General features: G+C 60.3%; 19 protein-coding genes, 2 tRNA genes and 3 rRNA genes. 9 read left to right on the top strand and 15 right to left on the bottom strand.

Annotated elements, in window-relative coordinates; genetic code table 11:
* Positions 1 to 5 precede the first annotated feature (5 nt).
* Positions 6 to 1235 (bottom strand): Zn-dependent hydrolase, encoded by a 1230-nt coding sequence (locus LGQ10_RS29255; protein WP_226526226.1) that lies wholly within the window; start codon positions 1233 to 1235, stop codon positions 6 to 8.
* A gap of 19 nt (positions 1236 to 1254) precedes the next feature.
* Positions 1255 to 2568, bottom strand: a complete 1314-nt coding sequence (locus LGQ10_RS29250) for an MFS transporter (protein WP_226523966.1) — start codon at positions 2566 to 2568, stop codon at positions 1255 to 1257.
* 177 nt (positions 2569 to 2745) lie between these two features.
* On the opposite strand from LGQ10_RS29250, the gene LGQ10_RS29245 reads away from it, so the two are divergent.
* Positions 2746 to 3681 carry a LysR family transcriptional regulator gene (locus LGQ10_RS29245; protein WP_226523965.1) on the top strand — a complete coding sequence of 312 codons (936 nt, stop codon included), beginning with the start codon at positions 2746 to 2748 and terminating at the stop codon, positions 3679 to 3681.
* Here the strand turns inward: LGQ10_RS29245 and LGQ10_RS29240 are convergent.
* The 3 genes from LGQ10_RS29240 to LGQ10_RS29230 are packed head-to-tail and all read right to left on the bottom strand — an operon-like array spanning position 3675 to position 6654.
* Entirely contained in the window at positions 3675 to 4604 is a 930-nt protein-coding gene (locus tag LGQ10_RS29240) for a 2-hydroxyacid dehydrogenase (protein WP_058436588.1), read from the bottom strand. The genes LGQ10_RS29245 and LGQ10_RS29240 overlap by 7 nt on opposite strands.
* Positions 4601 to 5356, bottom strand: coding sequence for a class II aldolase/adducin family protein (locus LGQ10_RS29235; RefSeq protein ID WP_058436587.1), 756 nt, complete (start codon positions 5354 to 5356; stop codon positions 4601 to 4603). The genes LGQ10_RS29240 and LGQ10_RS29235 overlap by 4 nt, the downstream gene beginning before the upstream one ends.
* Positions 5353 to 6654 (bottom strand): MFS transporter, encoded by a 1302-nt coding sequence (locus tag LGQ10_RS29230; RefSeq protein ID WP_226523964.1) that lies wholly within the window; start codon positions 6652 to 6654, stop codon positions 5353 to 5355. Before LGQ10_RS29230 ends, LGQ10_RS29235 begins: the two co-directional genes overlap by 4 nt.
* 156 nt (positions 6655 to 6810) lie before the next feature.
* Here LGQ10_RS29230 and LGQ10_RS29225 point away from each other — a divergent pair, with 156 nt between their 5' ends.
* Positions 6811 to 7797 carry a LysR family transcriptional regulator gene (locus LGQ10_RS29225; RefSeq protein ID WP_226523963.1) on the top strand — a complete coding sequence of 329 codons (987 nt, stop codon included), beginning with the start codon at positions 6811 to 6813 and terminating at the stop codon, positions 7795 to 7797.
* A 1-nt stretch (position 7798) separates the two neighbouring features.
* Here the strand turns inward: LGQ10_RS29225 and mrdA are convergent, their stop codons facing one another.
* The 6 genes from mrdA to LGQ10_RS29195 form a co-directional block, all read right to left on the bottom strand.
* Positions 7799 to 9691 (bottom strand): penicillin-binding protein 2, encoded by a 1893-nt coding sequence (mrdA, locus tag LGQ10_RS29220; protein ID WP_226523962.1) that lies wholly within the window; start codon positions 9689 to 9691, stop codon positions 7799 to 7801.
* A 286-nt stretch (positions 9692 to 9977) separates the two neighbouring features.
* Positions 9978 to 10093, bottom strand: a 5S ribosomal RNA gene (gene rrf, locus LGQ10_RS29215).
* 145 nt (positions 10094 to 10238) lie between these two features.
* A 23S ribosomal RNA gene (locus tag LGQ10_RS29210) occupies positions 10239 to 13129 on the bottom strand.
* A 216-nt stretch (positions 13130 to 13345) separates the two neighbouring features.
* A tRNA-Ala gene (locus LGQ10_RS29205) sits at positions 13346 to 13421 on the bottom strand.
* Between the two features lie 10 nt (positions 13422 to 13431).
* Positions 13432 to 13508 (bottom strand) — tRNA-Ile (locus LGQ10_RS29200).
* 123 nt (positions 13509 to 13631) lie between these two features.
* Positions 13632 to 15168 (bottom strand): 16S ribosomal RNA (locus LGQ10_RS29195).
* Together the 16S, 23S and 5S rRNA genes with 2 tRNA genes alongside form the textbook arrangement of a ribosomal RNA operon.
* 696 nt (positions 15169 to 15864) lie before the next feature.
* Between LGQ10_RS29195 and rhtA the strand changes: the two genes are divergently transcribed.
* Positions 15865 to 16752: a threonine/homoserine exporter RhtA gene (gene rhtA, locus LGQ10_RS29190; protein WP_226523961.1), complete on the top strand. Its 888-nt coding sequence runs from the start codon at positions 15865 to 15867 to the stop codon at positions 16750 to 16752.
* A 157-nt stretch (positions 16753 to 16909) separates the two neighbouring features.
* A complete protein-coding gene (locus LGQ10_RS29185; protein ID WP_058437821.1) occupies positions 16910 to 17197 on the top strand; it encodes a hypothetical protein in 288 nt (95 codons plus the stop codon).
* A 9-nt stretch (positions 17198 to 17206) separates the two neighbouring features.
* Here the strand turns inward: LGQ10_RS29185 and LGQ10_RS29180 are convergent, their stop codons facing one another.
* Entirely contained in the window at positions 17207 to 17776 is a 570-nt protein-coding gene (locus tag LGQ10_RS29180; RefSeq protein ID WP_058437817.1) for a TetR/AcrR family transcriptional regulator, read from the bottom strand.
* Positions 17777 to 17870: 94 nt separating this feature from the next.
* Here LGQ10_RS29180 and LGQ10_RS29175 point away from each other — a divergent pair, with 94 nt between their 5' ends.
* Together LGQ10_RS29175 and LGQ10_RS29170 are read left to right on the top strand one after the other, a co-directional pair.
* Positions 17871 to 18602 carry an SDR family oxidoreductase gene (locus LGQ10_RS29175; RefSeq protein ID WP_226523960.1) on the top strand — a complete coding sequence of 244 codons (732 nt, stop codon included), beginning with the start codon at positions 17871 to 17873 and terminating at the stop codon, positions 18600 to 18602.
* A gap of 36 nt (positions 18603 to 18638) precedes the next feature.
* Positions 18639 to 19235, top strand: a complete 597-nt coding sequence (locus LGQ10_RS29170) for a 2-hydroxychromene-2-carboxylate isomerase (protein WP_226523959.1) — start codon at positions 18639 to 18641, stop codon at positions 19233 to 19235.
* Positions 19236 to 19313: 78 nt separating this feature from the next.
* Here the strand turns inward: LGQ10_RS29170 and LGQ10_RS29165 are convergent, their stop codons facing one another.
* The 3 genes from LGQ10_RS29165 to LGQ10_RS29155 form a co-directional block, all read right to left on the bottom strand.
* Positions 19314 to 21122: an aminopeptidase P family protein gene (locus LGQ10_RS29165; protein WP_226523958.1), complete on the bottom strand. Its 1809-nt coding sequence runs from the start codon at positions 21120 to 21122 to the stop codon at positions 19314 to 19316.
* Between the two features lie 53 nt (positions 21123 to 21175).
* Complete coding sequence (locus tag LGQ10_RS29160; protein ID WP_226523957.1) at positions 21176 to 22345, bottom strand: cysteine desulfurase family protein; 1170 nt, start codon at positions 22343 to 22345, stop codon at positions 21176 to 21178.
* A gap of 381 nt (positions 22346 to 22726) precedes the next feature.
* Entirely contained in the window at positions 22727 to 22987 is a 261-nt protein-coding gene (locus LGQ10_RS29155; RefSeq protein ID WP_226523956.1) for a hypothetical protein, read from the bottom strand.
* A gap of 397 nt (positions 22988 to 23384) precedes the next feature.
* Here LGQ10_RS29155 and msuE point away from each other — a divergent pair, with 397 nt between their 5' ends.
* From msuE to LGQ10_RS29140, 3 genes are all read left to right on the top strand, one after another.
* The gene (gene msuE / locus LGQ10_RS29150; protein ID WP_226523955.1) at positions 23385 to 23948 is read left to right on the top strand and encodes an FMN reductase; all 564 of its coding nucleotides are present in this window, start codon (positions 23385 to 23387) and stop codon (positions 23946 to 23948) included.
* Between the two features lie 9 nt (positions 23949 to 23957).
* Positions 23958 to 25094, top strand: a complete 1137-nt coding sequence (gene ssuD, locus LGQ10_RS29145; protein ID WP_058435443.1) for an FMNH2-dependent alkanesulfonate monooxygenase — start codon at positions 23958 to 23960, stop codon at positions 25092 to 25094.
* 102 nt (positions 25095 to 25196) lie between these two features.
* The gene (locus LGQ10_RS29140) at positions 25197 to 26384 is read left to right on the top strand and encodes an acyl-CoA dehydrogenase family protein (RefSeq protein WP_058435444.1); all 1188 of its coding nucleotides are present in this window, start codon (positions 25197 to 25199) and stop codon (positions 26382 to 26384) included.
* Positions 26385 to 26396 lie beyond the last annotated feature (12 nt).

The raw sequence follows: 26396 nt of genomic DNA, 5'->3' as shown, positions 1-26396 counted from the left end.
TCTCCTTATTCAACCTGGCCGGCACGGGCCAGCACGGCGTTAAGCAATACATCGGTGCCCTGGCGCACGTCCTCGGGCAACACGTCTTCGGCTTCGTTGTGGCTCAGGCCGCCGACACAGGGAATGAACACCATGGCTGTCGGGCAGTAACGCGCCAGCAAGATGGCGTCGTGGCCGGCGCCGCTGACGATGGACTGCTGAGGGTAGCCCAGGCCATCCACCGCCTGCTGCACCGCCGCCACGCACTCGGCATCGAACGGCGTGGCCGGGCTGACCCAATGCCGGCTGATACTGACCTTGAGCCCGCGCTGGCCGGCGATGGCCTGCAGGCGTTCCTCGACCTGCTGCTCCATGGCGGCGATCTGCCGATCCTGGTGGTGGCGCAGGTCGACGGTGAAGCTCAACAGGCCGGGAATGGTATTGCGCGACGACTTGGCGATGCTCAGCTCACCCACGGTGGTCAAGCCCTGGGGGGCAAAATCCGCCGCCAGCTGTTCCACCGCCAGGATCATCTGCGCCGCGCCGTACAGGGCATCCTTGCGCAGGGGCATCGGCGTGGTGCCGGCATGGGCCGCCATGCCCTCGACTTGCACGTCGAGCCAGCGAATCGCCTGGCCACCGCTGACCACGCCGATGCTCTTGGCGTTGTCCTCGAGGATCGGGCCCTGTTCGATATGGGCCTCGAAGTAGGCATCCACCGCCCCGCCCAAGGGGCGACTGCCGGCATACCCGGTGCGCTGCAGGGCCTGGGCGACGCTGATGCCATCGGCGTCGCGCACCGCCAGGGCGGTGTCCAGGGCCATGACCCCGGTGAACACCGCCGAGCCGAACATCGCTGGGGTGAAACGCGCGCCCTCCTCGTTGGTCCAGACCGCCACTTCCAGGGGCTTGCGGGTCTGGATGCCCAGGTCGTTCAGGCGCCGTACCACCTCCAGGCCGGCCAACACCCCGTACACACCGTCGAAGCGCCCGCCTTCGGGCTGGGTGTCGAGATGGCTGCCCATCATCACCGGGGCGGCGTCGGGGTCGCTGCCAGGACGGCGGGCAAACAGGTTGCCGATGGGATCGACGCTCAGGCGCATGCCCGCCTGCGTGCACCAGTGGGCAAACAGCTCGCGACCGGCCCGGTCTTCATCACTCAAGGCCAGCCGGCAGCTGCCACCGCGGGCGGTAGCACCGATTTCGGCCATGGCCATCAGGCTCGCCCAGAGGCGCTCGCCATTGATCTTCAACATCATCAGGTTCTCCAGACAGTCAGGCGTGGGATGCCATTTCCAGGCGTTGGGCGTTGGCGTGACGGCGCGCCAGGGCCAGCACGCAGATCAGCGATACGGCAGCGATCAGGCTGTAGAAGACTGCCATCGGCCACCATTGGCCGATAAAGCGATGGGCCAGCCAGGTGCCGATCAGTGGCGTCAGGCCCCCGGCCAGGGCACCGCAGACCTGATAGGCCAGGGAGATCGCGGTATAGCGCACCCCGGTCTCGAACATGCCGCTGACGTAACCGGCGATCACCGCGTAGAAAGACGCCATGCACACCACCGCCAGGGCGATGCCGAGGATCATCAGCGGCGCCTGCCCGGAACTCACCAGCACGAACATCGGATAGGGCGAGGCCATGGCCAGCAGCGACACCAGGCAGAGAAAGCGCGTGGCACCGATTTTCTCGGCGGTCCAGGCGGCCAGGGGCTGGATGCAGAACTGGATGAGCGCCACCACGAACAGGCATTCGAGGATCAGTGACCGGGGGAGCTCAAGCTGCTGGGTGGTGTAGGCAATCATGAAGGTGTTGGTGAAATACACCCCGGCAATCCCCAGGGTGTTGGCGCCGATGCACAGCAGCAAGGGACGCCAGGCGCTGCGCAGCACCTGCATCACCGGCGCCTGTTCGTGGCGCGCAGCCTTGGCCGCCTGCTCGCGGCTGGCGAGGAATTCCGGCGACTCGTTGACCCCCAGGCGAATCGCCAGGCCCACCAGCAGCAACAGCGCGCTGGCCAGGAACGGCAGGCGCCAGCCCCAGCTCATCAGGGCATCCTCGGGCAGGCGGGTTACCGCGCTGAAGGCCAGCAGCGACAGGATCAACCCTGCCGGGCTGCCCAGTTGGGCGAAGGAGGCGAAGAAGTTGCGCCGGCCCTTGGGCGCATGCTCACCGGCCATTAGCACCGCCCCGCCCCACTCGCCACCCACGGCAATGCCCTGGACGATGCGCAGCAGGACCAGCAGCACCGGCGCCAGGGCGCCGATCTGCGCATACGTCGGCAGCAGGCCGATGCAGACCGTGACCACGCCCATCATCAGCAGGGTGATCACCAGGGATTTCTTGCGGCCGATGCGGTCGCCGATATGGCCGAAGATGATGCCCCCCAAGGGCCGGGCGAAGAAACCCACGGCAAAGGTGCCGAAGGCGGCCATGGTGCTGAACAGCTTGTCGCCCGAGGGGAAGAACAAGGCTCCGAACACCAGCGCCGCGGCGGTGGCGTAGATGTAGAAGTCGTACCACTCGATCATGGTGCCGATAAAGGCGGCGGCAGCAGCCCGGCGAGGCTGGGGCGAAGCGGAAGGCTTCATGGTTGGCTCCCTTGATTATTTTTTTGGCAGGAGAAAGGGTCAGGCGCAGGGGCTCTTGCTGGCGCCTGTCTGGGGGGATTTATCCGTTTCGCTGGATAATTAGTCAATTTTCTATTGGTTATCTCTATTATTATTTCAGCTTATTATTGGCCTTCAACCCGTTCCAGAGCCCTTGCCATGTCCGATCGCGATGCCCGCCGCCTGCTCAACGACCGCCTCGACTGGAACCTGTTACGCACTTTCCGGGTGATCGGCCAGGAACTGAGCATCAGCCGCGCGGCGGCGCGCCTGCACCTGACCCAGCCAGCGGTGAGCCAGGCGCTCAAGCGCCTGGAGGAACAACTGGGCAGGCAGTTGATTGCCCGGCGCGGCCCGCGCTTTGCCCTGACCGAAGTGGGCGAGCAGATCTTCGCCCTGGCCGGGGAGATCTACGGTCAGATGTCCCAGGTCAGCAGCGTGCTGGAACAACCCGCTGACGAGGTGATCGGCAAGGTGCGGCTGTTGATCATCAGCCGGATCTTCAACGAGCGTTTCGACGGCTTCCTCGCCGACTTCCACCGCCTGCATCCACGGGTCGACCTCGAGGTGGAAGTGATGCGCAGCTCGGACATCGTCAGCGCCCTGCAGGAAAAGACCGCGACCCTGGGCCTGAGCCTCAACCGCAGGCCGCAGCCGCGCCTGGAACAGCGGCTGTTCCTGCGCCAGCGCTATGCGTTCTTCTGCGGCAAACACCACCCGCTGTTCGGCCGTGCGGATGTGGCCGAGGGCGACCTGCAACGGGAGAACTTCGTCAGTTTCACCAGCGACCAGATCGGCGGCATGCTTTCGCCGCTGACCATCTTTCGCGACCAGCAGGGTTTCAGCGGGCGCATCGTCGCCTCCTCGCCGAGCCTGGAGGAAGTGCGGCGCCTGGTGATCGCCGGCTTCGGCATCGGCTGCCTGCCGGAGCATGTGGTGGCGGCCGATGTCGACAGCGGCCTGCTGTGGCGCCTGCCACCCCAGGAGGGCATCGCCGATGTCGACATCCACCTGCTGTGGAACCGCGAACAGCGCCTGAGCCGCGCCGAGTCGCTGTTCCTCGAGCTGTTGCAAGCGTGCCTTGAGGCTCAGTAACCCAGGGTGCGGTCGGCCAAGTTCAGCAGTGGCTCACCCGCCTCCAGGCGGCGCAGGTTCTCCGCCACTTGCAGGGCAATGCAGTCGTGAGACGCCGCCGAGGCCATGTGCGGGGTGATGACCACCCCGGGCAAGCTCCACAGGCGCTGGTCGGCGGGCAGCGGTTCCTCTTCGAAGACATCCAGCACGGCCCCGCGCAGCTGGCCGCTGGCCAGGGCCTGCTGCAGGTCGTCGATACACAGGTGGCCGCCGCGTCCACAGTTGACCAGCGCCGCGCCGGGCGCCAGCCGGGCGAAGGTGGCATGGCCGAGAATGCCGCGGGTCTCGGCGGTCAGGGGCAACAGGTTGACCAGCAGGTCCAGGCCCTCGAGAAAGCTGTCCAGGGCCTGGGGGCCGGCAAAGCAACGTACTTGCGGCACCTGCTTGGCACTGCGGGCCCAGCCGCGTACCTGGTAACCGCCAAGGGCCAGGTCCTGGGCAATGGCGCCGCCCAGGGAGCCCAGCCCCATGACCCCGACCTTGAACTGCTGCGCCGGCAGTTGCTGCGGCCGCTCCCAGCAGCGCTCGACCTGTTGCCGCAGCACCCGGTCAAAACCCCGGTGGTAATGGATCACCGCCCAGCGCACGTACTCGGTCATGCCCTGGCGATGCCCGGGATCCACCACTCGACACACGGGCAATGGCGGGCAGGAGGGATCGTGTTCCAGGTGATCGATGCCGGCCGCCACCGAATGGACCAGCTGCAATGCGGGCAATGCCTGCAGGCTGCCTGGCGGCGGGAACCAACAGGCTGCCAGGGGTGCATGGGCCGCCTGGGGATCATCCGCCAGCAGCGCGCGTACCTGCGGCGCGCTGCGGGCAAAGGCCTGTTGCAGTTGTTGCAGCAACAGGCGGTCGCGGGACAGCAACACCACACTGCTCATGACAGGTAGGACTCGCGCTGGTGTTCGATCAGGGTCAGGGCCGCCGCCCAGGCGAGTTCGATGATGTTGTCGGCATCGTCGCGCTCGAACTGCTCGGCAGTGTGGGCACAAACCTGCGGCGACGGGTAGTTGAGCACTGCCCCGCCGGCCAGTGCCTGCACCTGGGCCTGGCAGGCGCGCTCCAGGAAGTGGATCTCCTGGAACGCGTGCGCCACGCTGGCGCCGCCGACCAGCAAGCCGTGGTTACGCAGGATCATGGCCTTGTGCGGCCCCAGGTCGGCGATCAGACGCTCGCGTTCGTCCAGTGACAGGGCGATGCCTTCATAGGTGTGATAAGCCAGCTTGCCGTAGAACTTCAACGCGTGCTGACTGATGGGCAGCAGCCCCTGTTGCTGGGCCGACACTGCAATGCCGGCAGCGGTGTGGGTGTGGATCACGCAGTTGAGATCCGGGCGGGCCATGTGGATCGCCGAGTGGATGACAAAACCGGCGGCGTTGACCCGGTGCCCGCTGTAGTGCGGATCGACGATGCGCCCGTCCTGGTCGATGCGCACCAGGTCGCTGGCGCGCATGCGATCGAAAATCACCCCGTAGCGGTTGATCAGGAAATGATGCTCCGGCCCGGGAATGCGCAGGGTGATGTGGGTGTCGATCAGGTCGGTCATGCGAAAGTGCGCCACCAGGCGATACAGCGCCGCCAGTTCGCAACGGGCCTGCCATTCGACAGCACTCATGTGTTCAGGTTTGCTCACGAATACACCTCTTTGGAAGCGGGTTGGACCATTGGGTTGGCACGCATCCGCGCCAGTCCGCAGACACCGATCAGCGACAACGCCGAGAGCAGGCTGAAGAACAGCGCCAGGGGCAGCCATTGCCCGGAAAACTTGCTGGCCAGCAGCGTGCCCAGCAGCGGCGTGGTGCCGCCGGCCAAGGCGCAACTGAGCTGGTAGGCAATGGAGATGCCCGAGTAGCGCAGGTGTACCGGGAACGCCTGGGTCATGTAGCCGGCGATCACTGCATACAGCGCCGAGAGAATCACCACCGCCAGGGCGATGCCCAGGGTCATCAGGACTATGTTCTGGGTGCCTACCAGGAGGAACATCGGATACGGAGTGAGCATGCACAGCAGCGCCACCAGGATCAGGAAGCGCCCTTCGCCGATGCGCTCGGCCAGCAATGCCGACAGCGGTTGCGACAGCAGCTGGATCACGGTCACCAGGAACAGGCAGTCGAGGATGGTCGCCCGAGGTATGCCCTGGTACTGAGTGACGTAGGTAATCATGAAGGTATTGGTGAAAAAGAAGCCGGCCGAGCCGATGGTCACTGCCGCGGCGGCCAGCAGGATCTGCCGCCAGCAGCTGCGCAGCACTTCCATCACGGGGTATTCGGCGGTCTGCTTGTTGTCTCGAGCCTTGGCGAACTCCGGTGACTCATGCACTCCGCTACGGATCATCAGGCCCACCATCATCAGCACGCCACTGGCCAGGAACGGCAGGCGCCAACCCCAGGCGAGGAAGTCTTCGGGCTCAAGGCTGGTGACCAGGCGAAAGGCGATCAATGCCAGCAACAGGCCGGCCGGGCTGCCCAACTGGGCGAAGGAGGCGTAGAAGGTCTTGCGCCGGGCGGGAGCGTGCTCGCTGGCCATCAACACCGCCCCACCCCACTCGCCCCCTACGGAAATGCCCTGGATCAACCGCAGCACGATCAGGCCGATGGGCGCCCAGATCCCGACGCTGGCATAGCTGGGCAGGAGACCGATGCCAGTGGTGGCCAGGCCCATCAGCGCCATGGTCACCAGGAGCATCTTCTTGCGTCCGAGGCGGTCGCCCAGGTGGCCGAAGACCATGCCCGCCATGGGCCGTGCAATGAAACCCACGGCAAAGCTGCCGAACGCCGCCAGGGTGCTGGTCACCGGATCACCACTGGGGAAGAACACTTGCCCCAGTACCAGGGCCGCTGCCGTGGCGTAGATGTAGAAGTCGTAGAACTCGATGGTGGTGCCGATAAAGGCCGCTGCCGCGGCGCGGCGCGGTTGAGGGGTGCTGTGCATGCAAGGACCTGTGTATTTGTAGTTATGGGCAGGTGCTGAAGGCTGGGTCACGGGGGCGCTCTATGGCGCTTGTGGGCTTTATCGCCGCCGTGCCAGGATTAGTCAATTTTCAAATTCTTATCTTAACTATTAGCCCTGCTACTACTTGAGGCGTACATGTCGACACTCGATCCTGCTACTGGCGCCTGGGCCGGACGGCGCTTTCTCAACGACCGCCTGGACTGGAACCTTTTGCGCACCTACCTGGTGATCGGCCAGGAAGGCAGCATGAGCCGCGCCGCCGCGCGCCTGCACATCACCCAGTCGGCGGTCAGCCAAGCCCTCAAGCGCCTGGAGGAACAGCTCGATTGCCTGTTGATCGCCCGCAGCGGAAGGCGCTTCGAGCTCACCGAGACCGGAGAGGAAGTGCTGCGCATCGCCACCGATATCTATGGTGATATCTCCCGCCTCGGGACAGTGGTGCAGAGCCACCAGGACGACGTAGTGGGCAAGATTCGCATCCTCACCGTCAGCGGAGTGAAGGCCGGGCACTACGATGAGTTTCTCGCTGATTTCCATGCCGCGCATCCGAAGATCGAGCTGGAAGTGGAAGTGATGGGCAGCCCGGACATCATCAGTTCGCTGTTGCAGAAGACCGCGACCCTGGGGGTCGGGCTATGCCGCTTGCCCCAACCCAGGCTGGAGCAGCGGGTGCTGTTTCGCGAACGCTATGCCTACTTCTGCGGCCAGCGCCACCGCCTGTTCGGCCAGGAAAACCTCAGCCTGCAGCAACTGGCCACGGAGAACTTCGTGAGTTTCACCAGCGATCAGTTGGGGGGCAACCTGTCACCCCTGACGCTGTTTCGCGACCAGCAAGGTTTTACCGGCAAGATCGTCGCCTCCTCCACCAGTTTCGAGGAAATTCATCGGCTGATCTGTGCAGGTTTCGGCATTGGCTGCTTGCCGATCCACCTTGTGCGCAGGGACGTCGAGCAAGGTCTGCTGTGGCGTTTGCCGCCGGAAGACGGCGTGGTCGACTTCGATATCCAGCTGTTGTGGAATCGCGAGCAGAAGATGAGTCAGGCCGAGGTGCTGTTTCTCCAGAGCATCCATCACATGCTCAGTATCCACGAGCAGGTGCCGGAGAGCCTGGTGCTTCGCTGACTCAGACGTGGGGGTCACCGGGGGTCTTGGCGGGGGCGGCGTATTGCGGCTTGAGGTGGCCGTTCTGGTCCAGCAGCCAGGCATCCATGATCTGCCGTACCACGGGGCCGGCGACTCGGCCACCGGCCTCGCCGTTCTCGATCATCACCGAGATCACGATCTGCGGATGCTCGGCGGGAGCAAAACCGACGAACAGGGCGTTGTCGCGGTTACGCTCGCGGGTCTTGAGGCGGTCATAGCGCTCACCCTGCTTGATCGCCACCACCTGGGCGGTGCCGCTCTTGCCGGCAATCCGATACTGCGCCCCGGCCGCGGCCGCGCGGGCGATACCGCGAGGGTCGTGCATGACCATCTGCATGCCGTGGTTGACCTGGTCCCATTCCCGCGGGTCCTTCAACAGGATGTCGGGCATCGGGTGCGGATCCACCGGGGCCACGCCGTCGATGGTCTTGGCCAGGTGCGGACGGTTCCACACGCCCTTGTTGGCAATCAGCGCAGTGGCCTGGGCCAATTGCAGTGGCGTGACCTGCATGTAGCCCTGGCCAATGCCGAGGATCAGGGTTTCCCCCGGGAACCAGGCCTGACGGCGGGTAGCACGTTTCCAGGCCTGGGATGGCATGAGCCCCGAGGCCTCTTCGAACATGTCCAGGGAGACCTTTTCTCCCAGACCGAACATGGCCATGTAGTCGTGCAGGCGGTCGATACCGAGCCTGTGGGCCAGGTCATAGAAGTAGGTGTCGTTGGAGCGCATGATCGCAGCGTCCATGTCCACCCAGCCGTCACCGCTGCGGTTCCAGTTGCGGTACTTGTGGTCGTAGTCTGGCAGCTGGTAGTAGCCAGGATCGAACACCCGGGTCGCGGCAGTGACCACTCCGGTATCGAGCCCGGCAATCGCCACTTCCGGCTTGATGGTCGAGCCCGGTGCATAGAGACCGCGTAACGCCCGATTGAACAGTGGCCGGTCGATGGAATCATGCAGGGCGGCATATTCCTTGAAGCTGATGCCCGTGACGAACAGATTGGGGTCGAAACTGGGGTTGCTGACCATGGCCAGTACGTCACCCGTGGACGGATCCAGAGCCACCACGGAACCGCGCCGATCACCCAGGGCCTGCTCCGCAGCCTCCTGAAGCTTCACATCCAGGCTCAGGACGATGTTTTTCCCCGGGACGGGATCGGTGTGCTTGAGCACGCGCATGACCCGGCCCTGGGCGTTGGTCTCCACCTCTTCATAACCGACATGGCCATGCAGTTCTGGCTCATAGAACTTCTCGACACCGGTCTTGCCGACGGATTGGCTGCCCCGGTACTCCACCGAGTCCAGGGTCTTGGCTTCCTTCTCGTTGATCCGCCCGACATAACCGACGGAATGGGCGAAGTGTGTGCCCAAGGGGTAATGGCGGACGAACTGTGCTTCGACATCCAACCCTGGCAGACGGTACTCGTTGACCGCCAGTGCGGCGATCTGCTCCTCAGTGAGCTGGTAGAACAGGGTGACGGGAACAAAGGGATGGCGAGCCTGCTTCATCTCCTTGTCGAACAGCGCACGGTCTTCAGGCGGCAGGTGCAGGAGGTTGACCACCGCATCCAGCTCGCCCTTGAGATCGGTGACACGCTCACGGGTGATGGTCAGGTTGAAACTGGGGCGGTTGTCTGCCAGGACCACGCCATTGCGGTCATAGATCACACCGCGGGTCGGGGTGATCGGCAGGACATGCACGCGGTTGTTTTCCGAGACAGTGGAGTGGTAATCGAACTCCACCACCTGAAGGAAATACAGGCGGCCCACCAGGGCACAGGTGATAGCCGTTACCAATACAGCGCAGGCCAGCAATCGTTTGTTGACCAGGCGAGTTTCTTTTTCGTGGTCCTTGATCGGAATCGCTTCGGGCATTGCTACAGCTTCTCGTTGGAATAGAGGTCAACGCTGGTCCGTGCGCAATGAAATAGGGTCCGTCAAAAAGAGCTGCACCATACCAAAAACCGGCGCGGTACTTTGCCGGGATTTTTCTGGAGGCGGATCAATGGTTCCTGCCAAGGCCCTTTATCGAATGACGATTCACGGCGGCTGTTCCTACTCGTGGGTTTTCCGTCTTCACCTAGATCGCGGCCACTGGCATGTTTTTCGCGCACAAAGACAAAACCCCAACTGCTTTCGCAATTGGGGTTTCGGAATTTAATCTTGACGATGACCTACTCTCACATGGGGAAACCCCACACTACCATCGGCGATGCATCGTTTCACTACTGAGTTCGGGATGGGATCAGGTGGTTCCAACGCTCTATGGTCGTCAAGAAATTCTGGAGCCGATCCGTTGCTTATGCAACGAGCCAGCAAATGGGTATGTAATAGGTTTGGTTTGTGCTTCAAACTTTCGGTCTGTCATCTTCACACACCGCAATCTGGCCTCTTTCGAGTTCGCAAATTGCTTGGGTGTTATATGGTCAAGCCTCACGGGCAATTAGTATTGGTTAGCTCAACGCCTCACAGCGCTTACACACCCAACCTATCAACGTCGTAGTCTTCGACGGCCCTTTAGGGGATTCAAGATCCCAGTGAGATCTCATCTTGAGGCAAGTTTCCCGCTTAGATGCTTTCAGCGGTTATCTTTTCCGAACATAGCTACCCGGCAATGCCACTGGCGTGACAACCGGAACACCAGAGGTTCGTCCACTCCGGTCCTCTCGTACTAGGAGCAGCCCCTCTCAAATCTCAAACGTCCACGGCAGATAGGGACCGAACTGTCTCACGACGTTCTAAACCCAGCTCGCGTACCACTTTAAATGGCGAACAGCCATACCCTTGGGACCGGCTTCAGCCCCAGGATGTGATGAGCCGACATCGAGGTGCCAAACACCGCCGTCGATATGAACTCTTGGGCGGTATCAGCCTGTTATCCCCGGAGTACCTTTTATCCGTTGAGCGATGGCCCTTCCATACAGAACCACCGGATCACTAAGACCTACTTTCGTACCTGCTCGACGTGTTTGTCTCGCAGTCAAGCGCGCTTTTGCCTTTATACTCTACGACCGATTTCCGACCGGTCTGAGCGCACCTTCGTACTCCTCCGTTACTCTTTAGGAGGAGACCGCCCCAGTCAAACTACCCACCATACACTGTCCTCGATCCGGATAACGGACCTGAGTTAGAACCTCAAGATTGCCAGGGTGGTATTTCAAGGATGGCTCCATGAGAACTGGCGTCCCCACTTCAAAGCCTCCCACCTATCCTACACAAGCAAGCTCAAAGTCCAGTGCAAAGCTATAGTAAAGGTTCACGGGGTCTTTCCGTCTAGCCGCGGATACACTGCATCTTCACAGCGATTTCAATTTCACTGAGTCTCGGGTGGAGACAGCGCCGCCATCGTTACGCCATTCGTGCAGGTCGGAACTTACCCGACAAGGAATTTCGCTACCTTAGGACCGTTATAGTTACGGCCGCCGTTTACCGGGGCTTCGATCAAGAGCTTCGCTTGCGCTAACCCCATCAATTAACCTTCCGGCACCGGGCAGGCGTCACACCCTATACGTCCACTTTCGTGTTTGCAGAGTGCTGTGTTTTTAATAAACAGTCGCAGCGGCCTGGTATCTTCGACCGGCATGGGCTTACGGAGCAAGTCCTTCACCCTCACCGGCGCACCTTCTCCCGAAGTTACGGTGCCATTTTGCCTAGTTCCTTCACCCGAGTTCTCTCAAGCGCCTTGGTATTCTCTACCCAACCACCTGTGTCGGTTTGGGGTACGGTTCCTAGTTATCTGAAGCTTAGAAGCTTTTCTTGGAAGCATGGCATCAACCACTTCGTCGCCTAAAGGCAACTCGTCATCAGCTCTCGGCCTTAAGATCCCGGATTTACCTAAGATCTCAGCCTACCACCTTAAACTTGGACAACCAACGCCAAGCTGGCCTAGCCTTCTCCGTCCCTCCATCGCAATAACTAGAAGTACAGGAATATTAACCTGTTTTCCATCGACTACGCTTTTCAGCCTCGCCTTAGGGACCGACTAACCCTGCGTCGATTAACGTTGCGCAGGAAACCTTGGTCTTTCGGCGTGGGAGTTTTTCACTCCCATTGTCGTTACTCATGTCAGCATTCGCACTTCTGATACCTCCAGCAAGCTTCTCAACTCACCTTCACAGGCTTACAGAACGCTCCTCTACCGCATCACTTACGTGATACCCGTAGCTTCGGTGTATGGTTTGAGCCCCGTTACATCTTCCGCGCAGGCCGACTCGACTAGTGAGCTATTACGCTTTCTTTAAAGGGTGGCTGCTTCTAAGCCAACCTCCTAGCTGTCTAAGCCTTCCCACATCGTTTCCCACTTAACCATAACTTTGGGACCTTAGCTGACGGTCTGGGTTGTTTCCCTTTTCACGACGGACGTTAGCACCCGCCGTGTGTCTCCCATGCTCGGCACTTGTAGGTATTCGGAGTTTGCATCGGTTTGGTAAGTCGGGATGACCCCCTAGCCGAAACAGTGCTCTACCCCCTACAGTGATACATGAGGCGCTACCTAAATAGCTTTCGAGGAGAACCAGCTATCTCCGAGCTTGATTAGCCTTTCACTCCGATCCACAGGTCATCCGCTAACTTTTCAACGGTAGTCGGTTCGGTCCTCCAGTCAGTGTTACCTAACCTTCAACCTGCCCATGGATAGATCGCCCGGTTTCGGGTCTATACCCAGCGACTAAACGCCCTATTAAGACTCGCTTTCGCTACGCCTCCCCTATTCGGTTAAGCTTGCCACTGAATATAAGTCGCTGACCCATTATACAAAAGGTACGCAGTCACAGAACAAAGTCTGCTCCCACTGCTTGTACGCATACGGTTTCAGGATCTATTTCACTCCCCTCTCCGGGGTTCTTTTCGCCTTTCCCTCACGGTACTAGTTCACTATCGGTCAGTCAGTAGTATTTAGCCTTGGAGGATGGTCCCCCCATATTCAGACAAGGTTTCTCGTGCCCCGTCCTACTCGATTTCACTTCTAAGATCCTTTCGCGTACAGGGCTATCACCCACTATGGCCGCACTTTCCAGAGCGTTCCGCTAAAATCAAAGAAGCTTAAGGGCTAGTCCCCGTTCGCTCGCCACTACTAAGGGAATCTCGGTTGATTTCTTTTCCTCAGGGTACTTAGATGTTTCAGTTCCCCTGGTTCGCCTCTTGCACCTATGTATTCAGTACAAGATAACCATCTTATGATGGCTGGGTTCCCCCATTCAGACATCTCCGGATCACAGTCTGTTTGCCGACTCCCCGAAGCTTTTCGCAGGCTACCACGTCTTTCATCGCCTCTGACTGCCAAGGCATCCACCGTATGCGCTTCTTCACTTGACCATATAACCCCAAGCAATCTGGTTATACTGTGAAGACGACATTCGCCGAAAGTTTGTTCTCACAAACTTTACCTTAGCCTGATCCACTACCAGTGAAAGTAGTGTTCAGTCTATCTTTCTATCACATACCCAAATTTTTAAAGAACGATCTAATCAAAAGACTAGAAATCAACATTCGTGTCTGAATGCTCATTTCTAAGCTTTTCGAAGCAGTTTATGGTGGAGCCAAGCGGGATCGAACCGCTGACCTCCTGCGTGCAAGGCAGGCGCTCTCCCAGCTGAGCTATGGCCCCATAACAAAATTGGTGGGTCTGGGCAGATTCGAACTGCCGACCTCACCCTTATCAGGGGTGCGCTCTAACCAACTGAGCTACAGACCCAATTTCGAGCTTGTAACTGTTAGCTTGGAGCTATCAGCTTGGAGCTTAAAGCTGCTTCTATCGTCTTCTTCAATGAATCAAGCAATTCGTGTGGGTGCTTATGAAGCAGCTGATGTCGTCGATTAAGGAGGTGATCCAGCCGCAGGTTCCCCTACGGCTACCTTGTTACGACTTCACCCCAGTCATGAATCACACCGTGGTAACCGTCCTCCCGAAGGTTAGACTAGCTACTTCTGGTGCAACCCACTCCCATGGTGTGACGGGCGGTGTGTACAAGGCCCGGGAACGTATTCACCGCGACATTCTGATTCGCGATTACTAGCGATTCCGACTTCACGCAGTCGAGTTGCAGACTGCGATCCGGACTACGATCGGTTTTGTGGGATTAGCTCCACCTCGCGGCTTGGCAACCCTCTGTACCGACCATTGTAGCACGTGTGTAGCCCAGGCCGTAAGGGCCATGATGACTTGACGTCATCCCCACCTTCCTCCGGTTTGTCACCGGCAGTCTCCTTAGAGTGCCCACCATAACGTGCTGGTAACTAAGGACAAGGGTTGCGCTCGTTACGGGACTTAACCCAACATCTCACGACACGAGCTGACGACAGCCATGCAGCACCTGTGTCAGAGTTCCCGAAGGCACCAATCCATCTCTGGAAAGTTCTCTGCATGTCAAGGCCTGGTAAGGTTCTTCGCGTTGCTTCGAATTAAACCACATGCTCCACCGCTTGTGCGGGCCCCCGTCAATTCATTTGAGTTTTAACCTTGCGGCCGTACTCCCCAGGCGGTCAACTTAATGCGTTAGCTGCGCCACTAAGAGCTCAAGGCTCCCAACGGCTAGTTGACATCGTTTACGGCGTGGACTACCAGGGTATCTAATCCTGTTTGCTCCCCACGCTTTCGCACCTCAGTGTCAGTATCAGTCCAGGTGGTCGCCTTCGCCACTGGTGTTCCTTCCTATATCTACGCATTTCACCGCTACACAGGAAATTCCACCACCCTCTACCATACTCTAGCTTGCCAGTTTTGGATGCAGTTCCCAGGTTGAGCCCGGGGCTTTCACATCCAACTTAACAAACCACCTACGCGCGCTTTACGCCCAGTAATTCCGATTAACGCTTGCACCCTCTGTATTACCGCGGCTGCTGGCACAGAGTTAGCCGGTGCTTATTCTGTCGGTAACGTCAAAACAGCAAGATATTAGCTTACTGCCCTTCCTCCCAACTTAAAGTGCTTTACAATCCGAAGACCTTCTTCACACACGCGGCATGGCTGGATCAGGCTTTCGCCCATTGTCCAATATTCCCCACTGCTGCCTCCCGTAGGAGTCTGGACCGTGTCTCAGTTCCAGTGTGACTGATCATCCTCTCAGACCAGTTACGGATCGTAGCCTTGGTGAGCCATTACCTCACCAACTAGCTAATCCGACCTAGGCTCATCTGATAGCGCAAGGCCCGAAGGTCCCCTGCTTTCTCCCGTAGGACGTATGCGGTATTAGCGCTCCTTTCGAAACGTTATCCCCCACTACCAGGCAGATTCCTAGGCATTACTCACCCGTCCGCCGCTGAATCCATAAGCAAGCTTACTTCATCCGCTCGACTTGCATGTGTTAGGCCTGCCGCCAGCGTTCAATCTGAGCCATGATCAAACTCTTCAGTTCAATACTGCTTGGGTTTTTAAGTAACCCTAAACTTGGCTCAGCAATCTCAAATGACTATGTGATTTCTCGCATGGTCACTCGTGATGCTGATAATCTTTCTGACTATCAGTCTGACTACACAAGCACCCACACGAATTGCTTGATTCAGTTGTTAAAGAGCGGTTGGTTAAGAGCTTTCGTCTCAACCGAGGCGCGCATTCTACAGCAGCCTCATTTGCTGTCAAGTGATTATTTTCAGAAGCTTTCGAAGATTTCTTCAACAACTTCAACCACTTGCGCTTCCGATCTCTCGTCAGCGGGAGGCGAATTCTACAGCGTTACACGCTGCTGTCAACACCTCTTTTTATCCGCTTTCGATCGAGAGGATCGAAACGCTAACAAGGCGAAAAACGCTGCCTTATCAGCTCCTTCTGGGCTTCGATGAACTGAAGCGTTATCGCTGTCGAAAACCGTGTAACTCGTTGAATCTCAAGGAGTTTTCCGTTTCGACTGCGCCGGAAGTGGGGCGAATTATAGACCTGTAGAATCGAGCGTCAAGTATTAATTTGAATTTTCTATGATTCAACGCAAAACAGCATGCTCACAGCGTCTATATAGAAGTATCAAAAAAGCTTTGCGCACTATATTGCTCATACGTCCTCAGTTGAGCATCATGACTCCACCGCCTTTCTCCCCCACCTTCCGGACGCCCCTTGCATGAATGACCAACCACGCAGCCTTGCATCAACCCTGTTCCCGGTTGGCTTGCTGCTTATCGCCATGGCGTCGATCCAATCAGGAGCCTCTCTGGCCAAGGGCATGTTCCCTGTCGTAGGCGCACAAGGCACGACAACCCTCAGATTGGTGTTCGCCAGCATCATCATGCTGCTTCTGCTAAGACCGTGGCGTGCCACATTCACAGGCAAGGCGCTGCAGACAGTGCTGGTCTACGGACTGGCCCTGGGCGGAATGAACTTCCTCTTCTATATGTCACTCAGAAGCGTACCGCTGGGAATCGCCGTTGCACTGGAGTTCACTGGCCCACTGGCTGTTGCCCTCTGTGCTTCGCGCAAGCCGCTGGACTTTCTGTGGATCGCCCTGGCAATCGTCGGCCTGCTGCTGTTGATCCCAACCGGCGCCTCCGAGACCGCCATCGATCCGGTCGGAGCCAGCTATGCATTGGGTGCCGGGGTCTGCTGGGCCCTGTATATCCTGTTTGGGCAAAAAGCCGGGGCCGAGAACGGGATCCAGACAGCAGCCCTGGGCGTGCTGATTGCAGCATTGCTGGTTACCCCCCTGGGTATCGCCCACGCTGGAGCCGCGCTGCTCACACCCTCTCTGATTCCCATGGCACTGGGGGTCGCCGTCTTGTCCACCGCACTCCCCTATAGCCTGGAGATGGTCGCCTTGACCCGTATACCAGCGCGCACCTTCGGCACCCTGATGAGCATCGAGCCTGCCTTCGGTGCACTTTCCGGCCTGCTGTTCCTGCACGAATACCTGTCCCTGGCACAATGGGCGGCCATTGCCTGCATCATCTTTGCCTCGATCGGAGCCACCATGACCATGCGCCGTGATTCCAAGCCATTAGTTGCGTCTGATTGAGACGCAACTCTGGTAATTAGCACTCAATTAGGCCATGTTTAGCCATCTGATCAACGTCAACAGGAAGCTGTCTGGCAGGGATATCGCCAACACAAAAGATGCCAGGTACTGCAGTCACACTCGGACATCAGATCCGAGGCTAGCGATAAGGACGGGGATGAAACGATTTTTGATTCTGCTGACCATACTTGCCATCGCAGGTTGTGCGGCAACGGCAACGACCAGAACTGAAGTCAAACGAGGGAAGAAAGGGCTCCATATCAATTGCTCGGGCCTGTCCTCCTCCTGGGACAAGTGCTACACCAAGGCAAACGAGTCCTGCGGTCCCAAGGGTTACAAGGTGATCGCCAAATCCGGCGATGCTGTCGAGGATCCAGGAGATTACCCCTTCGGCCTGAACCCCGCCGGTTACACCAGCCGCAGCATGATCGTCATCTGCAAGTAACCCGCCCCATCAATCTTCGGGCAAGCGCTCCAGCTGCCCGATGATCTGCTCATGGTTGGATGCCAGAAGCTGGCTCTGGAGACCAGGACTCACCAGCATCCGTGCCACCACCAGCGCCCCGACGCACTGAGACAGAATCGACCAGGCCAGGCTCTCGCTACCCAGCGTCTGCGCCCAGGCCCGGTGCAGGCAACAGATCAGGTCTTCGGCCTGCTGCCGTACCTCCACCGCCCCCCGGGAAACCTCCGCTCCCAGCGCAGGCAATGCACACCCAGCGCCCGGCTGCTGCACATGGCTCATGCTCAGGTACTGCTTGAGGCAACGCCGCAGCTTTTCCCGATTATGCTGCCCGTTCCCTCCCAGGCGCTCCAGGCTCTGGCGCAGCTCACGCTCGACAATCGAACCAAACAGCTCGTCCTTGGAGGCGAAGTGGCTGTAGAAAGCCCCACCACTCAGGCCGATGGCCTTCATCAAGGCATCAACACCCACCGTGGAAAAACCTTCGTCCTTGGCCTGGACCGCGCTGCTCTGCAATAGGCGATCCCGGGTTTCCTGCTTGTGACTGGCTGAATAACGCATTCTCCGAAGAACTCCCTCGACATTCTTGACGACAGAAAAATCATAGCATAACGTTCGTTTACCTAACGATCGTTTACCAAAGAGCGAGTCCTTCATGACCTCAAACAAGAAAGTCGTACTGGTGGTGGGTGCCGGCGATGCCACTGGCGGTGCCATTGCCAAGCGTTTTGCCGCCGAAGGTTTCATCGCCTGCGTCACCCGGCGCAGCGCAGACAAACTGCAACCGCTGGTGGACAGCATCCAGCAGGCCGGCGGTGAGGCCCACGGATTTGCCTGCGACGCTCGCAAGGAAGAGGAGGTGATCGCGCTCATCGAGCAGATCGAGACGCAGCTGGGTCCGATCGAGGCGTTCGTGTTCAACATCGGTGCCAACGTGCCTTGCAGCATCCTCGAGGAGACGGCACGCAAGTACTTCAAGATCTGGGAAATGGCCTGTTTTTCAGGCTTCCTCAACGCGCGTGAGGTCGCCAGGCGGATGGTCGCACGGCAACGTGGCACCATCCTGTTCACCGGGGCCACCGCCGGAATCCGTGGTAGCGCAGGTTTTGCCGCCTTCGCCGGAGCCAAGCACGGCATTCGCGCATTGGCCCAGAGCATGGCTCGGGAGCTGGGTCCCCTGAACATTCACGTCGCCCATATCATCGTTGACGGTGCCATCGATACCGATTTCATCCGCACCAGCTTTCCCGAGAAATACGCCCTCAAGGATCAGGACGGCATCCTCGACCCCGAGCATATCGCCGAGAACTACTGGTACTTGCACAGCCAGCCCCGGGATGCCTGGACCTTCGAGCTCGACCTGCGCCCGTGGAGCGAACGCTGGTAATCCCTCCTCCGACAAGAACAAGCACCGAGACCCATCATGAATAAAAGCGTGGAGTTCTTCTTCGACCTAGGCAGCCCGACCGCCTACCTGGCCTACACCCAACTGCCAAAGATCTGTGCCGAGACCGGCAGCCAACTGGTCTATCACCCGATGCTGCTGGGGGGCATCTTCAAGACGACCGGCAACGCCTCGCCCGTCAGCATCCCCGCCAAGGGCCGCTACATGCAACAAGACCTGGCACGCTTCGCCCGACGCTACCAGGTGGAACTCAACTTCAATCCGCATTTCCCCATCAACACCCTGCTATTGATGCGTGCGACCACGGGCGTGCAGATGCACCTGCCGCACCGTTTCGTCGAGTTCATCGATCGCCTGTTCCGCGCCCTCTGGGTCGACAAGCGCAACCTCAACGATCCCGCCACCGTCACCCAGGTCCTGGAACAAGGCGGTTTCGATCCACAACAGATCCTTGACCTGAGCAATGACGAAGAGGTCAAGGCCAGGCTCAAGGACAAGACCGAGCAAGCATTGAAACGAGGCGTGTTCGGCGCACCCAGCATGTTCGTGGGAGATGAACTGTTCTTTGGCCAGGACCGCCTGGACTTCGTTCGCCAAGCACTGGACGGACGCTGACGCCGCATGTTCCCGGCTACCTCGTTGCCAGGAACATGCCCCTTGGCATCACCCGCCTTGCACGGGTGATGCTGCTTTTCAGATTGCCGCGGTACGCACCTGCAGCCACTCCAGTGCTGCCCCTTGCAACAAGGGACTCAAACGCCGCAGCACCTCCTCGTGATAGGCATTGAGCCAATCACGCTCGTCCTGGCTGAGCAACGAAGGCTCCAGGCAACGCGTATCGATCGGGCACAGGGTCAGGGTTTCGAAACGCAGGAACTCACCGAACTCGGTACTACCCGCCTCGCGGTTCAACGCCAGGTTCTCGATCCGTACCCCCCAACGCCCGGGACGGTAGGTTCCAGGTTCAATGGAGGTAATCATCCCCGGCTGCATAGCCGTCTGCGGTGTCGGCGCCGCCTGGTAGGCGATCACCTGCGGGCCCTCATGGACATTGAGGAAATAACCGACGCCATGCCCGGTGCCATGCCCATAGTCCACGCCTTCAGCCCAGATCGGTGCACGGGCAATCGCATCCAGCAACGGCGAAAGAATGCCCCGGGGGAACTGCGCACGCGACAGCGCGATGACACCCTTGAGCACCCGGGTGCAGTCTCGCTTCTGCTCGGCGCTGGGCGTACCGACCGGCACCATGCGTGTGATATCGGTGGTGCCGCCCAGGTACTGGCCGCCGGAGTCGATCAGCAACAGGCCGTCGCCCTCGATCACCGCGTGTTCCTCGGGAGTCGCGTGATAATGAGGCATCGCGCCATTGGCGTTGAAAGCGGCAATGGTGTTGAAGCTCAGCGATACATACCCTGGGCGCCGCTCACGGGCCGCCGTCAGGTGCTCATCGATGGTCAGCTCGGTGATGCGCTCCTGCCCCAGGGCGCCATCCAGCCAGGCGAAGAACTCGCAGAGCGCCGCGCCATCCTGTTCCATGGCCTGGCGAATATGCTCGGCATCGGCCAGGCTCTTGCGCGACTTGGCCAGGGTGGTGGGGTTGAGCCCCTCGACCAACCGTACCTGTGGATCAAGATTTTCCAGCAGCCCCACCGTGACCCGTGCCGGATCGATCAGCAGGCCCGCCCCGCCGGGCACCTCATGCAGCGCCGCCGCCACCTGCGCATAATCACGCAGGCTCACACCATCGGCTTCGAGCACGGCACGCAGGTGCGCATCGACCTTGTCCAGGGCCACGAACAAGATGGCCTGCTGCGGGTTGATCAGGGCGAAGGACACAAACACTGGATTGAAGGACACGTCTGCGCCACGCAGGTTGAACAACCAGGCGATGTCATCCAGGGTGGCGATGAAATGCCAGTCCGCACCACGCTCCTTCAGGGCCTCGCGCAGCGCTGCGAGTTTTTCCGTCCGGCTCTGGGTGGCCTGGGGCGGCAAGTGCTGATACACGGGTTGATCGGGCAAGCCAGGGCGATCGCTCCACGCCTGCTGGAGCAGGTCGATATCGGTCCGCAGGCTGGCTCCGCGCTCGGCCAGCTTATCGCCCAGAGTACGAGCCGAGGCCAGCGCCATGACCGCACCGTCTACCGCAACCACACCACCGGCAGGCGTCTGCTGCGCCAGCCAGTCCAGTGGGCCAGGCTGGCCAGGCACCAGTTTCACCAACTCGATACCACTGCCCTTGAGCTCCTTGGTCGCCTGCTCCCAGTAACGGCTATCGGCCCAGACACCGGCAAAGTCCGCAGTCACGATCAGGGTGCCGACCGAACCATGAAAACCCGACAACCATTGGCGCCCCTGCCAGTATCCCGGCAGATACTCCGACAGATGCGGGTCGGCCGAAGGCACCAGCAAGGCGTGGATACCCTCGCGGTTCATCAACTGGCGAACGTGCGCCAGGCGCTGGGGCACCCCTGCGTTGGTCGAAGGCTGCATAGTCATTGTGTCTCCTTACCGGCTAATCATTGTTATGGAAGATCGGGCCCGCCCGATCCTCAGGTCTGGGCTCCGGCCCAGAATGCCGGAGCAGTAGCAGCTGTCGCCTTGAGCAGTTGTACCGCACGATCCACATCCTGCTCGGTAGTGAAACGCCCGAGACTCAGGCGTAGGGTCCTGCCGGCCTGCCTGGCATCGAGCCCCAGCGCCAGCAGCACATGGGAGGGAGCATTGTTCGCCGAGTTGCAAGCCGAGGTGGTGGAAAACGCCATGGACGCACTCAGCGCCGCCGCATCGAACTCACCCTCGTGGAAGGTCAGGCTCAGGGTATGGGGAATGCGCTGGCTGGCACTGCCATTCAAACGCAGGCCGGCGACCTGCGCCAAAGGCTCCAGCAACCGCTGGCGCAGACGCACGATCTTTGCGGTCTCTTCCTCCCACAGCTCACCGGCCAGGGCAAAGGCTGCGCCCATGGCCGCAATCTGGTGGGTAGCCAGCGTCCCGGAACGCAAGCCGCCTTCATGTCCACCGCCATGGATCTGCGCCTGCAGTTGCTGTCGCGCCCGTGGACCGACATACAGCGCACCGATCCCCTTGGGACCGTAAAGCTTGTGGGCGGAAAACGACATCAGGTCCACCGGCCAGCCAGCGAGATCGATGACAACCTTGCCCACGCCCTGGGCGGCGTCCACATGCAGCAAGGCACCCCGCTCACGAACCACTTGGCCGATCGCCGGAATGTCGTTGAGAGTACCCAGCTCATTGTTCACCAGCATCAGCGACACCAGCACGGTGTCATCGCGCATGGCCTGGCTGACCGCCTCGGGGCTGACCAGCCCATCGGCATCGGGGGGCAGGTAGGTCACCGCCACGCCAGCGCCCTGCAATTGCCGGGCAGTGTCGAGTACCGCCTTGTGTTCGATCTGGCTGGTGATGACATGACCACCCGCCAGGCCACGGAACTGCATCACGCCCTTGAGCGCCAGGTTGTTGGATTCGGTGGCGCCCGACGTCCAGACGATCTGCTCCGGCTGCGCACCGACCAACTGCGCCACCTGCTGGCGGGCATGCTCGACGCTGCGGCGCGCTTCCTGGCCAAAGGCATGGGAGCTGGAAGCCGGATTGCCGAAATTGGCATCCAAGCCCAGGCACTCGAGCATCACCTGGATAACCCGCTCATCCACTGGCGTGGTGGCGGCATAGTCGAAATAAAGAGGACGTGTGTTCATGGCTGAAAACCTGCAGAGCTTGTTCCAGGACCGGGTCGGCTCGAAAAAGAGGCCCCATCGATGCGTCAATCGCAGCAGACGCATCAACGGCAGTCAGCGAAGCGATACCCAATCAGATGCTTAAAGGAAGAGGGCTTCTTTTAACAGTGCGTAGGAACGCTCCTGCCAGGCAGCTTAACAGGCCAGGGGCGCAAAATTGAAGTGGGACTTAACAAACCCCATCAATGAGCCATTGCGCCAAGGGCAGCAACTGGATCGCATCGCCATGATGCAGAGCGGTAGATAGCAGCGCAGATGAGTCATCTCGGACCTTGCCCCTCATCTGCGGCCCCGATGAAACCCCGGGACAATGGGGCAAAATTTCGACCCATACAGTTGCTGTCAACTAGCGGGGTGGTGGCGACTGACATTGCGTTGGGCGCTCATCTCGCGCTGGTCATCGAAGACTGCGGAACGCCCCATCAGCCCAGCTTTCTGCTGTTGATATTCATCGAACGACAAGCCTCGACGACTCAGTGCCTCCAGTGCCAGCTCACGGGATTCCTCAACGGTGTAAGGCCGCAACTCGGGAGCTCCCGGGCTGACGCAACCGGCCAGCACACTGGAAACCAACAACAGCAAGACAACGGTTAAAGCCTTCATGGCGAGCACCTGGAGCAGGTTGCGAACGATGGAGCCAGGCTACTCGCGGGCCGAGCGGGGCAAAAATCATCCCGCTCGATACTCGCTATCGACTGTTAATGAATCGACGCTAACCAACAGCCATATTCTTGAAAATTCTATAAATATAGAAACACGCTCTTTTGCGGAATAAAAAACAGTCTTTATAACAACCGCATTCCGTCATTCAACTGTTGCCAGGGCAACTGTTGTGTCAGCAACAGCCAAACAACAAAACAGTGCTGGGCCAACAGCAGTCAAATCCGCCGTCAAGACGCATGCCCCATGGCATAAGGCTTTCGGACATTGGTACAGCTCTTGCTCAGGGCCTGGTCCCTGCCATCGCTCACCGAGCCACTGCTTTACAAAGGAGTTGTCCATGTCCCGCCCCTTGAATGTCGTCGCCCTCTCCGGTGGAACCTGGCGTCCATCCCGGACCCTGGTCCTGACCCAGGCCCTGCTGGCCGAGCTGTCCGCCCAACTGCCGATCGACAGCCACTTGATCGAACTGGGCGATATTGCCCGACCAGTAGGCGCGGCCCTGTCTCGCCAGGAACTGTCGGACGAAGTCAAGGCCCAGCTGCAGGCCATCGAAAACGCCGACCTGTTGATCGTCGCCGCCCCGGTCTATCGCGGCTCCTACCCTGGCTTGCTCAAGCATCTGTTCGACCTGATCGATCTCAACGCCCTGATCAACACCCCGGTGCTACTGGCCGCCACTGGCGGTAGTGAACGCCACGCCTTGGTCCTGGATCACCAGTTGCGACCACTGTTCAGTTTCTTCCAGGCCCTGACCTTGCCGATTGGCGTGTATGCCACCGAGGCCGACTTCAGCGACTACCGGATTACCAGCGAGCTGCTGCAGGCGCGCATCCGCCTGGCCGCCGAACGAGCCGCGCCACTGTTTGCCGCCCACCCGGGCACGCTGCTGAAAATCGCCTGAGGAATGGTCATGGATGTGTTCTGGTTTCTCCCCACCCATGGCGATGGCCATTACCTGGGCACCACCCAGGGTGCGCGCCCGGTTACCCTCAACTATCTCAAGCAAGTGGCCCAGGCCGCAGACACCCTGGGCTACCACGGTGTGCTGATTCCCACCGGACGCTCTTGCGAAGACTCCTGGGTCATCGCCTCGGCGCTGGTACCGCTGACCGAACGCCTGCGCTACCTGGTGGCAATCCGACCGGGGATCATCTCCCCCACGGTGTCGGCACGCATGGCGGCGACCCTCGACCGACTGTCCAACGGCCGCCTGCTGATCAATGTGGTGACCGGTGGCGACCCGGACGAAAACCGCGGCGATGGCAGTTTCCTCGACCACCGTGAACGCTATGAAGTCACCGACGAATTCCTGCGGATCTGGCGCCGGGTCCTGCAAGGCGAGGCCGTGGATTTTCAGGGCAAGCACCTGCATGTACACAATGCCAAGGCGCTCTACCCACCGGTGCAGAAGCCCTACCCACCGCTGTATTTCGGCGGCTCTTCCGAGGCGGCCCACGAACTGGCCGCCGAGCAGGTGGATGTCTACCTGACCTGGGGCGAGCCACCGGCTGCGGTAGCACTCAAGCTTGCCGACGTACGCGAGCGTGCTGCCCGCAAGGGGCGCCGAGTGAAGTTCGGCATCCGCTTGCACGTCATCGTGCGCGAGACCGAGGACCAGGCCTGGAAGGATGCCGACCGGCTGATCGAGCACATCAGCGACGAGACCATCGCCGCCGCCCAGCAGTCCTTCTCGCGCTTCGACTCCGAAGGCCAGCGGCGCATGGCTGCCCTGCATGGTGGACGCCGCGACCGGCTGCAAGTGGCCCCCAACCTCTGGGCCGGCGTCGGCCTGGTACGCGGCGGTGCCGGCACGGCCCTGGTGGGCAATCCGCAACAGGTGGCTGAACGGATCAAGGAATACGCAGACCTGGGCATCGACAGCTTCATCTTCTCCGGCTACCCACATCTGGAGGAAGCCTATCGCTTCGCCGAACTGGTGTTTCCACTGCTGCCGGAGCCTTACGCCAGCCTGGCCGGCCGAGGTCTCACCAACCTGACCGGACCGTTCGGCGAAATGATCGCCAACGACGTGCTGCCCAACCGCTGACGTGCGTAGCCGGCCGTTACCGAGCTTGCCTGCCGGCACCAGCAACGGCCCTGAACAGCCCTTTCCACGGCCGCTGCAACGGCCAAGAACGAGGAACACCGCGTGACTGCCACACCGCAAAGCGCCCTGTTGTCCCCCTTGCAGACCGCCCGCCAACTGGCCGCCGAGTTTGCCCTGACCGCTGTCGAGCGCGACGAGCGCGGCGGCACCCCCAAGGCCGAGCGCGACGCCTTGCGCCAGAGCGGCTTGCTGGCCCTGAGCATTCCCCGTCAGTTCGGCGGCCTGGGCGCCTGCTGGAGCGAAACCCTGGAGATCGTCCGGGAGTTCGCCAGGGTCGACAGCTCCATCGCCCATGTCTTCGGCTTCCATCATCTGATGCTGGCCACCGTGCGCCTGTTCGCCCGGCCCGAACAATGGCAGCCATGGTTCGAGCAGACGGCACGCAAAAACTGGTTCTGGGGCAATGCCCTCAACCCGCTGGACACCCGTACGGTGGTCAAGAACCTGGGCGGCTGGCGCGAGTTCTCGGGCAAGAAGAGCTTCTGCTCCGGGGCCAGCGATTCGGAAATGCTCATCGCCTCGGCAGTAGATGAAAGCAACGGCGGCAAGCTCCTGATCGCCGCCATTCCCAGCGGCCGCAGCGGCATTACCCTGCACCACGACTGGAACAACATGGGCCAGCGCCAGACCGACAGCGGCAGCGCCACCTTCGAGCGAGTGCGAGTCGAGGAATCCGAACTGTTGCTCGACCCAGGGCCTCTGAGTACGCCCTTCGCCTGCTTGCGCCCGCTGATCGCGCAACTGACTTTCACCCACATGTTCCTCGGGATCGCCGAAGGCGCCTTCGCCGAGGCCCGGCAATACACCCTCGGTGAAACCCGGGTCTGGCACCGCTCCAGCGCCCGGGAGGCACATCAGGATCCCTACATCCTCAGCCACTACGGCGAGTTCTGGGTCGCGCTGGAGGGCATTCGCCTGCTGGTGGAGCGTGCCGCGACCCTGCTCGACCAGGCCTGGGCCAAGGGCCCCGCCTTGAGCGCCGAAGAACGGGGACACCTGGCCACGGCCATCGCCACCGCCAAGGTCGCCGCCAGCCGCCAGGGGCTGGAGCTGTGCAGCCGGTTGTTCGAGGTCACCGGGGCCCGCTCGACCCATGCATCCCTGGGCCTGGATCGGCATTGGCGCAACCTGCGCACCCAGACCCTGCACGACCCGCTGGATTACAAGCTCCATGAGCTGGGCGACTGGGCGCTGAACCAGGTCCAGCCAACCCCGACCTTCTATTCCTAGCCTTCTGCCTGA

It is taken from the genome of Pseudomonas sp. L5B5 (assembly GCF_020520285.1).
Classification (GTDB): Bacteria; Pseudomonadota; Gammaproteobacteria; order Pseudomonadales; family Pseudomonadaceae; genus Aquipseudomonas.
Note: the sequence above shows the minus strand (reverse complement) of the source record. Positions and strands in the feature narration are given on the sequence as shown.

What these genes read in the sequence shown, in the direction of transcription:
- LGQ10_RS29255 (WP_226526226.1), bottom strand. Translation starts at nt 1,235, where the DNA reads ATGTTGAAGATCAATGGCGAGCGCCTCTGGGCGAGCCTGATGGCCATG.
- LGQ10_RS29250 (WP_226523966.1), bottom strand. Translation starts at nt 2,568, where the DNA reads ATGAAGCCTTCCGCTTCGCCCCAGCCTCGCCGGGCTGCTGCCGCCGCC.
- LGQ10_RS29245 (WP_226523965.1), top strand. Translation starts at nt 2,746, where the DNA reads ATGTCCGATCGCGATGCCCGCCGCCTGCTCAACGACCGCCTCGACTGG.
- LGQ10_RS29240 (WP_058436588.1), bottom strand. Translation starts at nt 4,604, where the DNA reads ATGAGCAGTGTGGTGTTGCTGTCCCGCGACCGCCTGTTGCTGCAACAA.
- LGQ10_RS29230 (WP_226523964.1), bottom strand. Translation starts at nt 6,654, where the DNA reads ATGCACAGCACCCCTCAACCGCGCCGCGCCGCGGCAGCGGCCTTTATC.
- LGQ10_RS29225 (WP_226523963.1), top strand. Translation starts at nt 6,811, where the DNA reads ATGTCGACACTCGATCCTGCTACTGGCGCCTGGGCCGGACGGCGCTTT.
- mrdA (WP_226523962.1), bottom strand. Translation starts at nt 9,691, where the DNA reads ATGCCCGAAGCGATTCCGATCAAGGACCACGAAAAAGAAACTCGCCTG.
- rhtA (WP_226523961.1), top strand. Translation starts at nt 15,865, where the DNA reads ATGAATGACCAACCACGCAGCCTTGCATCAACCCTGTTCCCGGTTGGC.
- LGQ10_RS29185 (WP_058437821.1), top strand. Translation starts at nt 16,910, where the DNA reads ATGAAACGATTTTTGATTCTGCTGACCATACTTGCCATCGCAGGTTGT.
- LGQ10_RS29180 (WP_058437817.1), bottom strand. Translation starts at nt 17,776, where the DNA reads ATGCGTTATTCAGCCAGTCACAAGCAGGAAACCCGGGATCGCCTATTG.
- LGQ10_RS29175 (WP_226523960.1), top strand. Translation starts at nt 17,871, where the DNA reads ATGACCTCAAACAAGAAAGTCGTACTGGTGGTGGGTGCCGGCGATGCC.
- LGQ10_RS29170 (WP_226523959.1), top strand. Translation starts at nt 18,639, where the DNA reads ATGAATAAAAGCGTGGAGTTCTTCTTCGACCTAGGCAGCCCGACCGCC.
- LGQ10_RS29165 (WP_226523958.1), bottom strand. Translation starts at nt 21,122, where the DNA reads ATGACTATGCAGCCTTCGACCAACGCAGGGGTGCCCCAGCGCCTGGCG.
- LGQ10_RS29160 (WP_226523957.1), bottom strand. Translation starts at nt 22,345, where the DNA reads ATGAACACACGTCCTCTTTATTTCGACTATGCCGCCACCACGCCAGTG.
- LGQ10_RS29155 (WP_226523956.1), bottom strand. Translation starts at nt 22,987, where the DNA reads ATGAAGGCTTTAACCGTTGTCTTGCTGTTGTTGGTTTCCAGTGTGCTG.
- msuE (WP_226523955.1), top strand. Translation starts at nt 23,385, where the DNA reads ATGTCCCGCCCCTTGAATGTCGTCGCCCTCTCCGGTGGAACCTGGCGT.
- ssuD (WP_058435443.1), top strand. Translation starts at nt 23,958, where the DNA reads ATGGATGTGTTCTGGTTTCTCCCCACCCATGGCGATGGCCATTACCTG.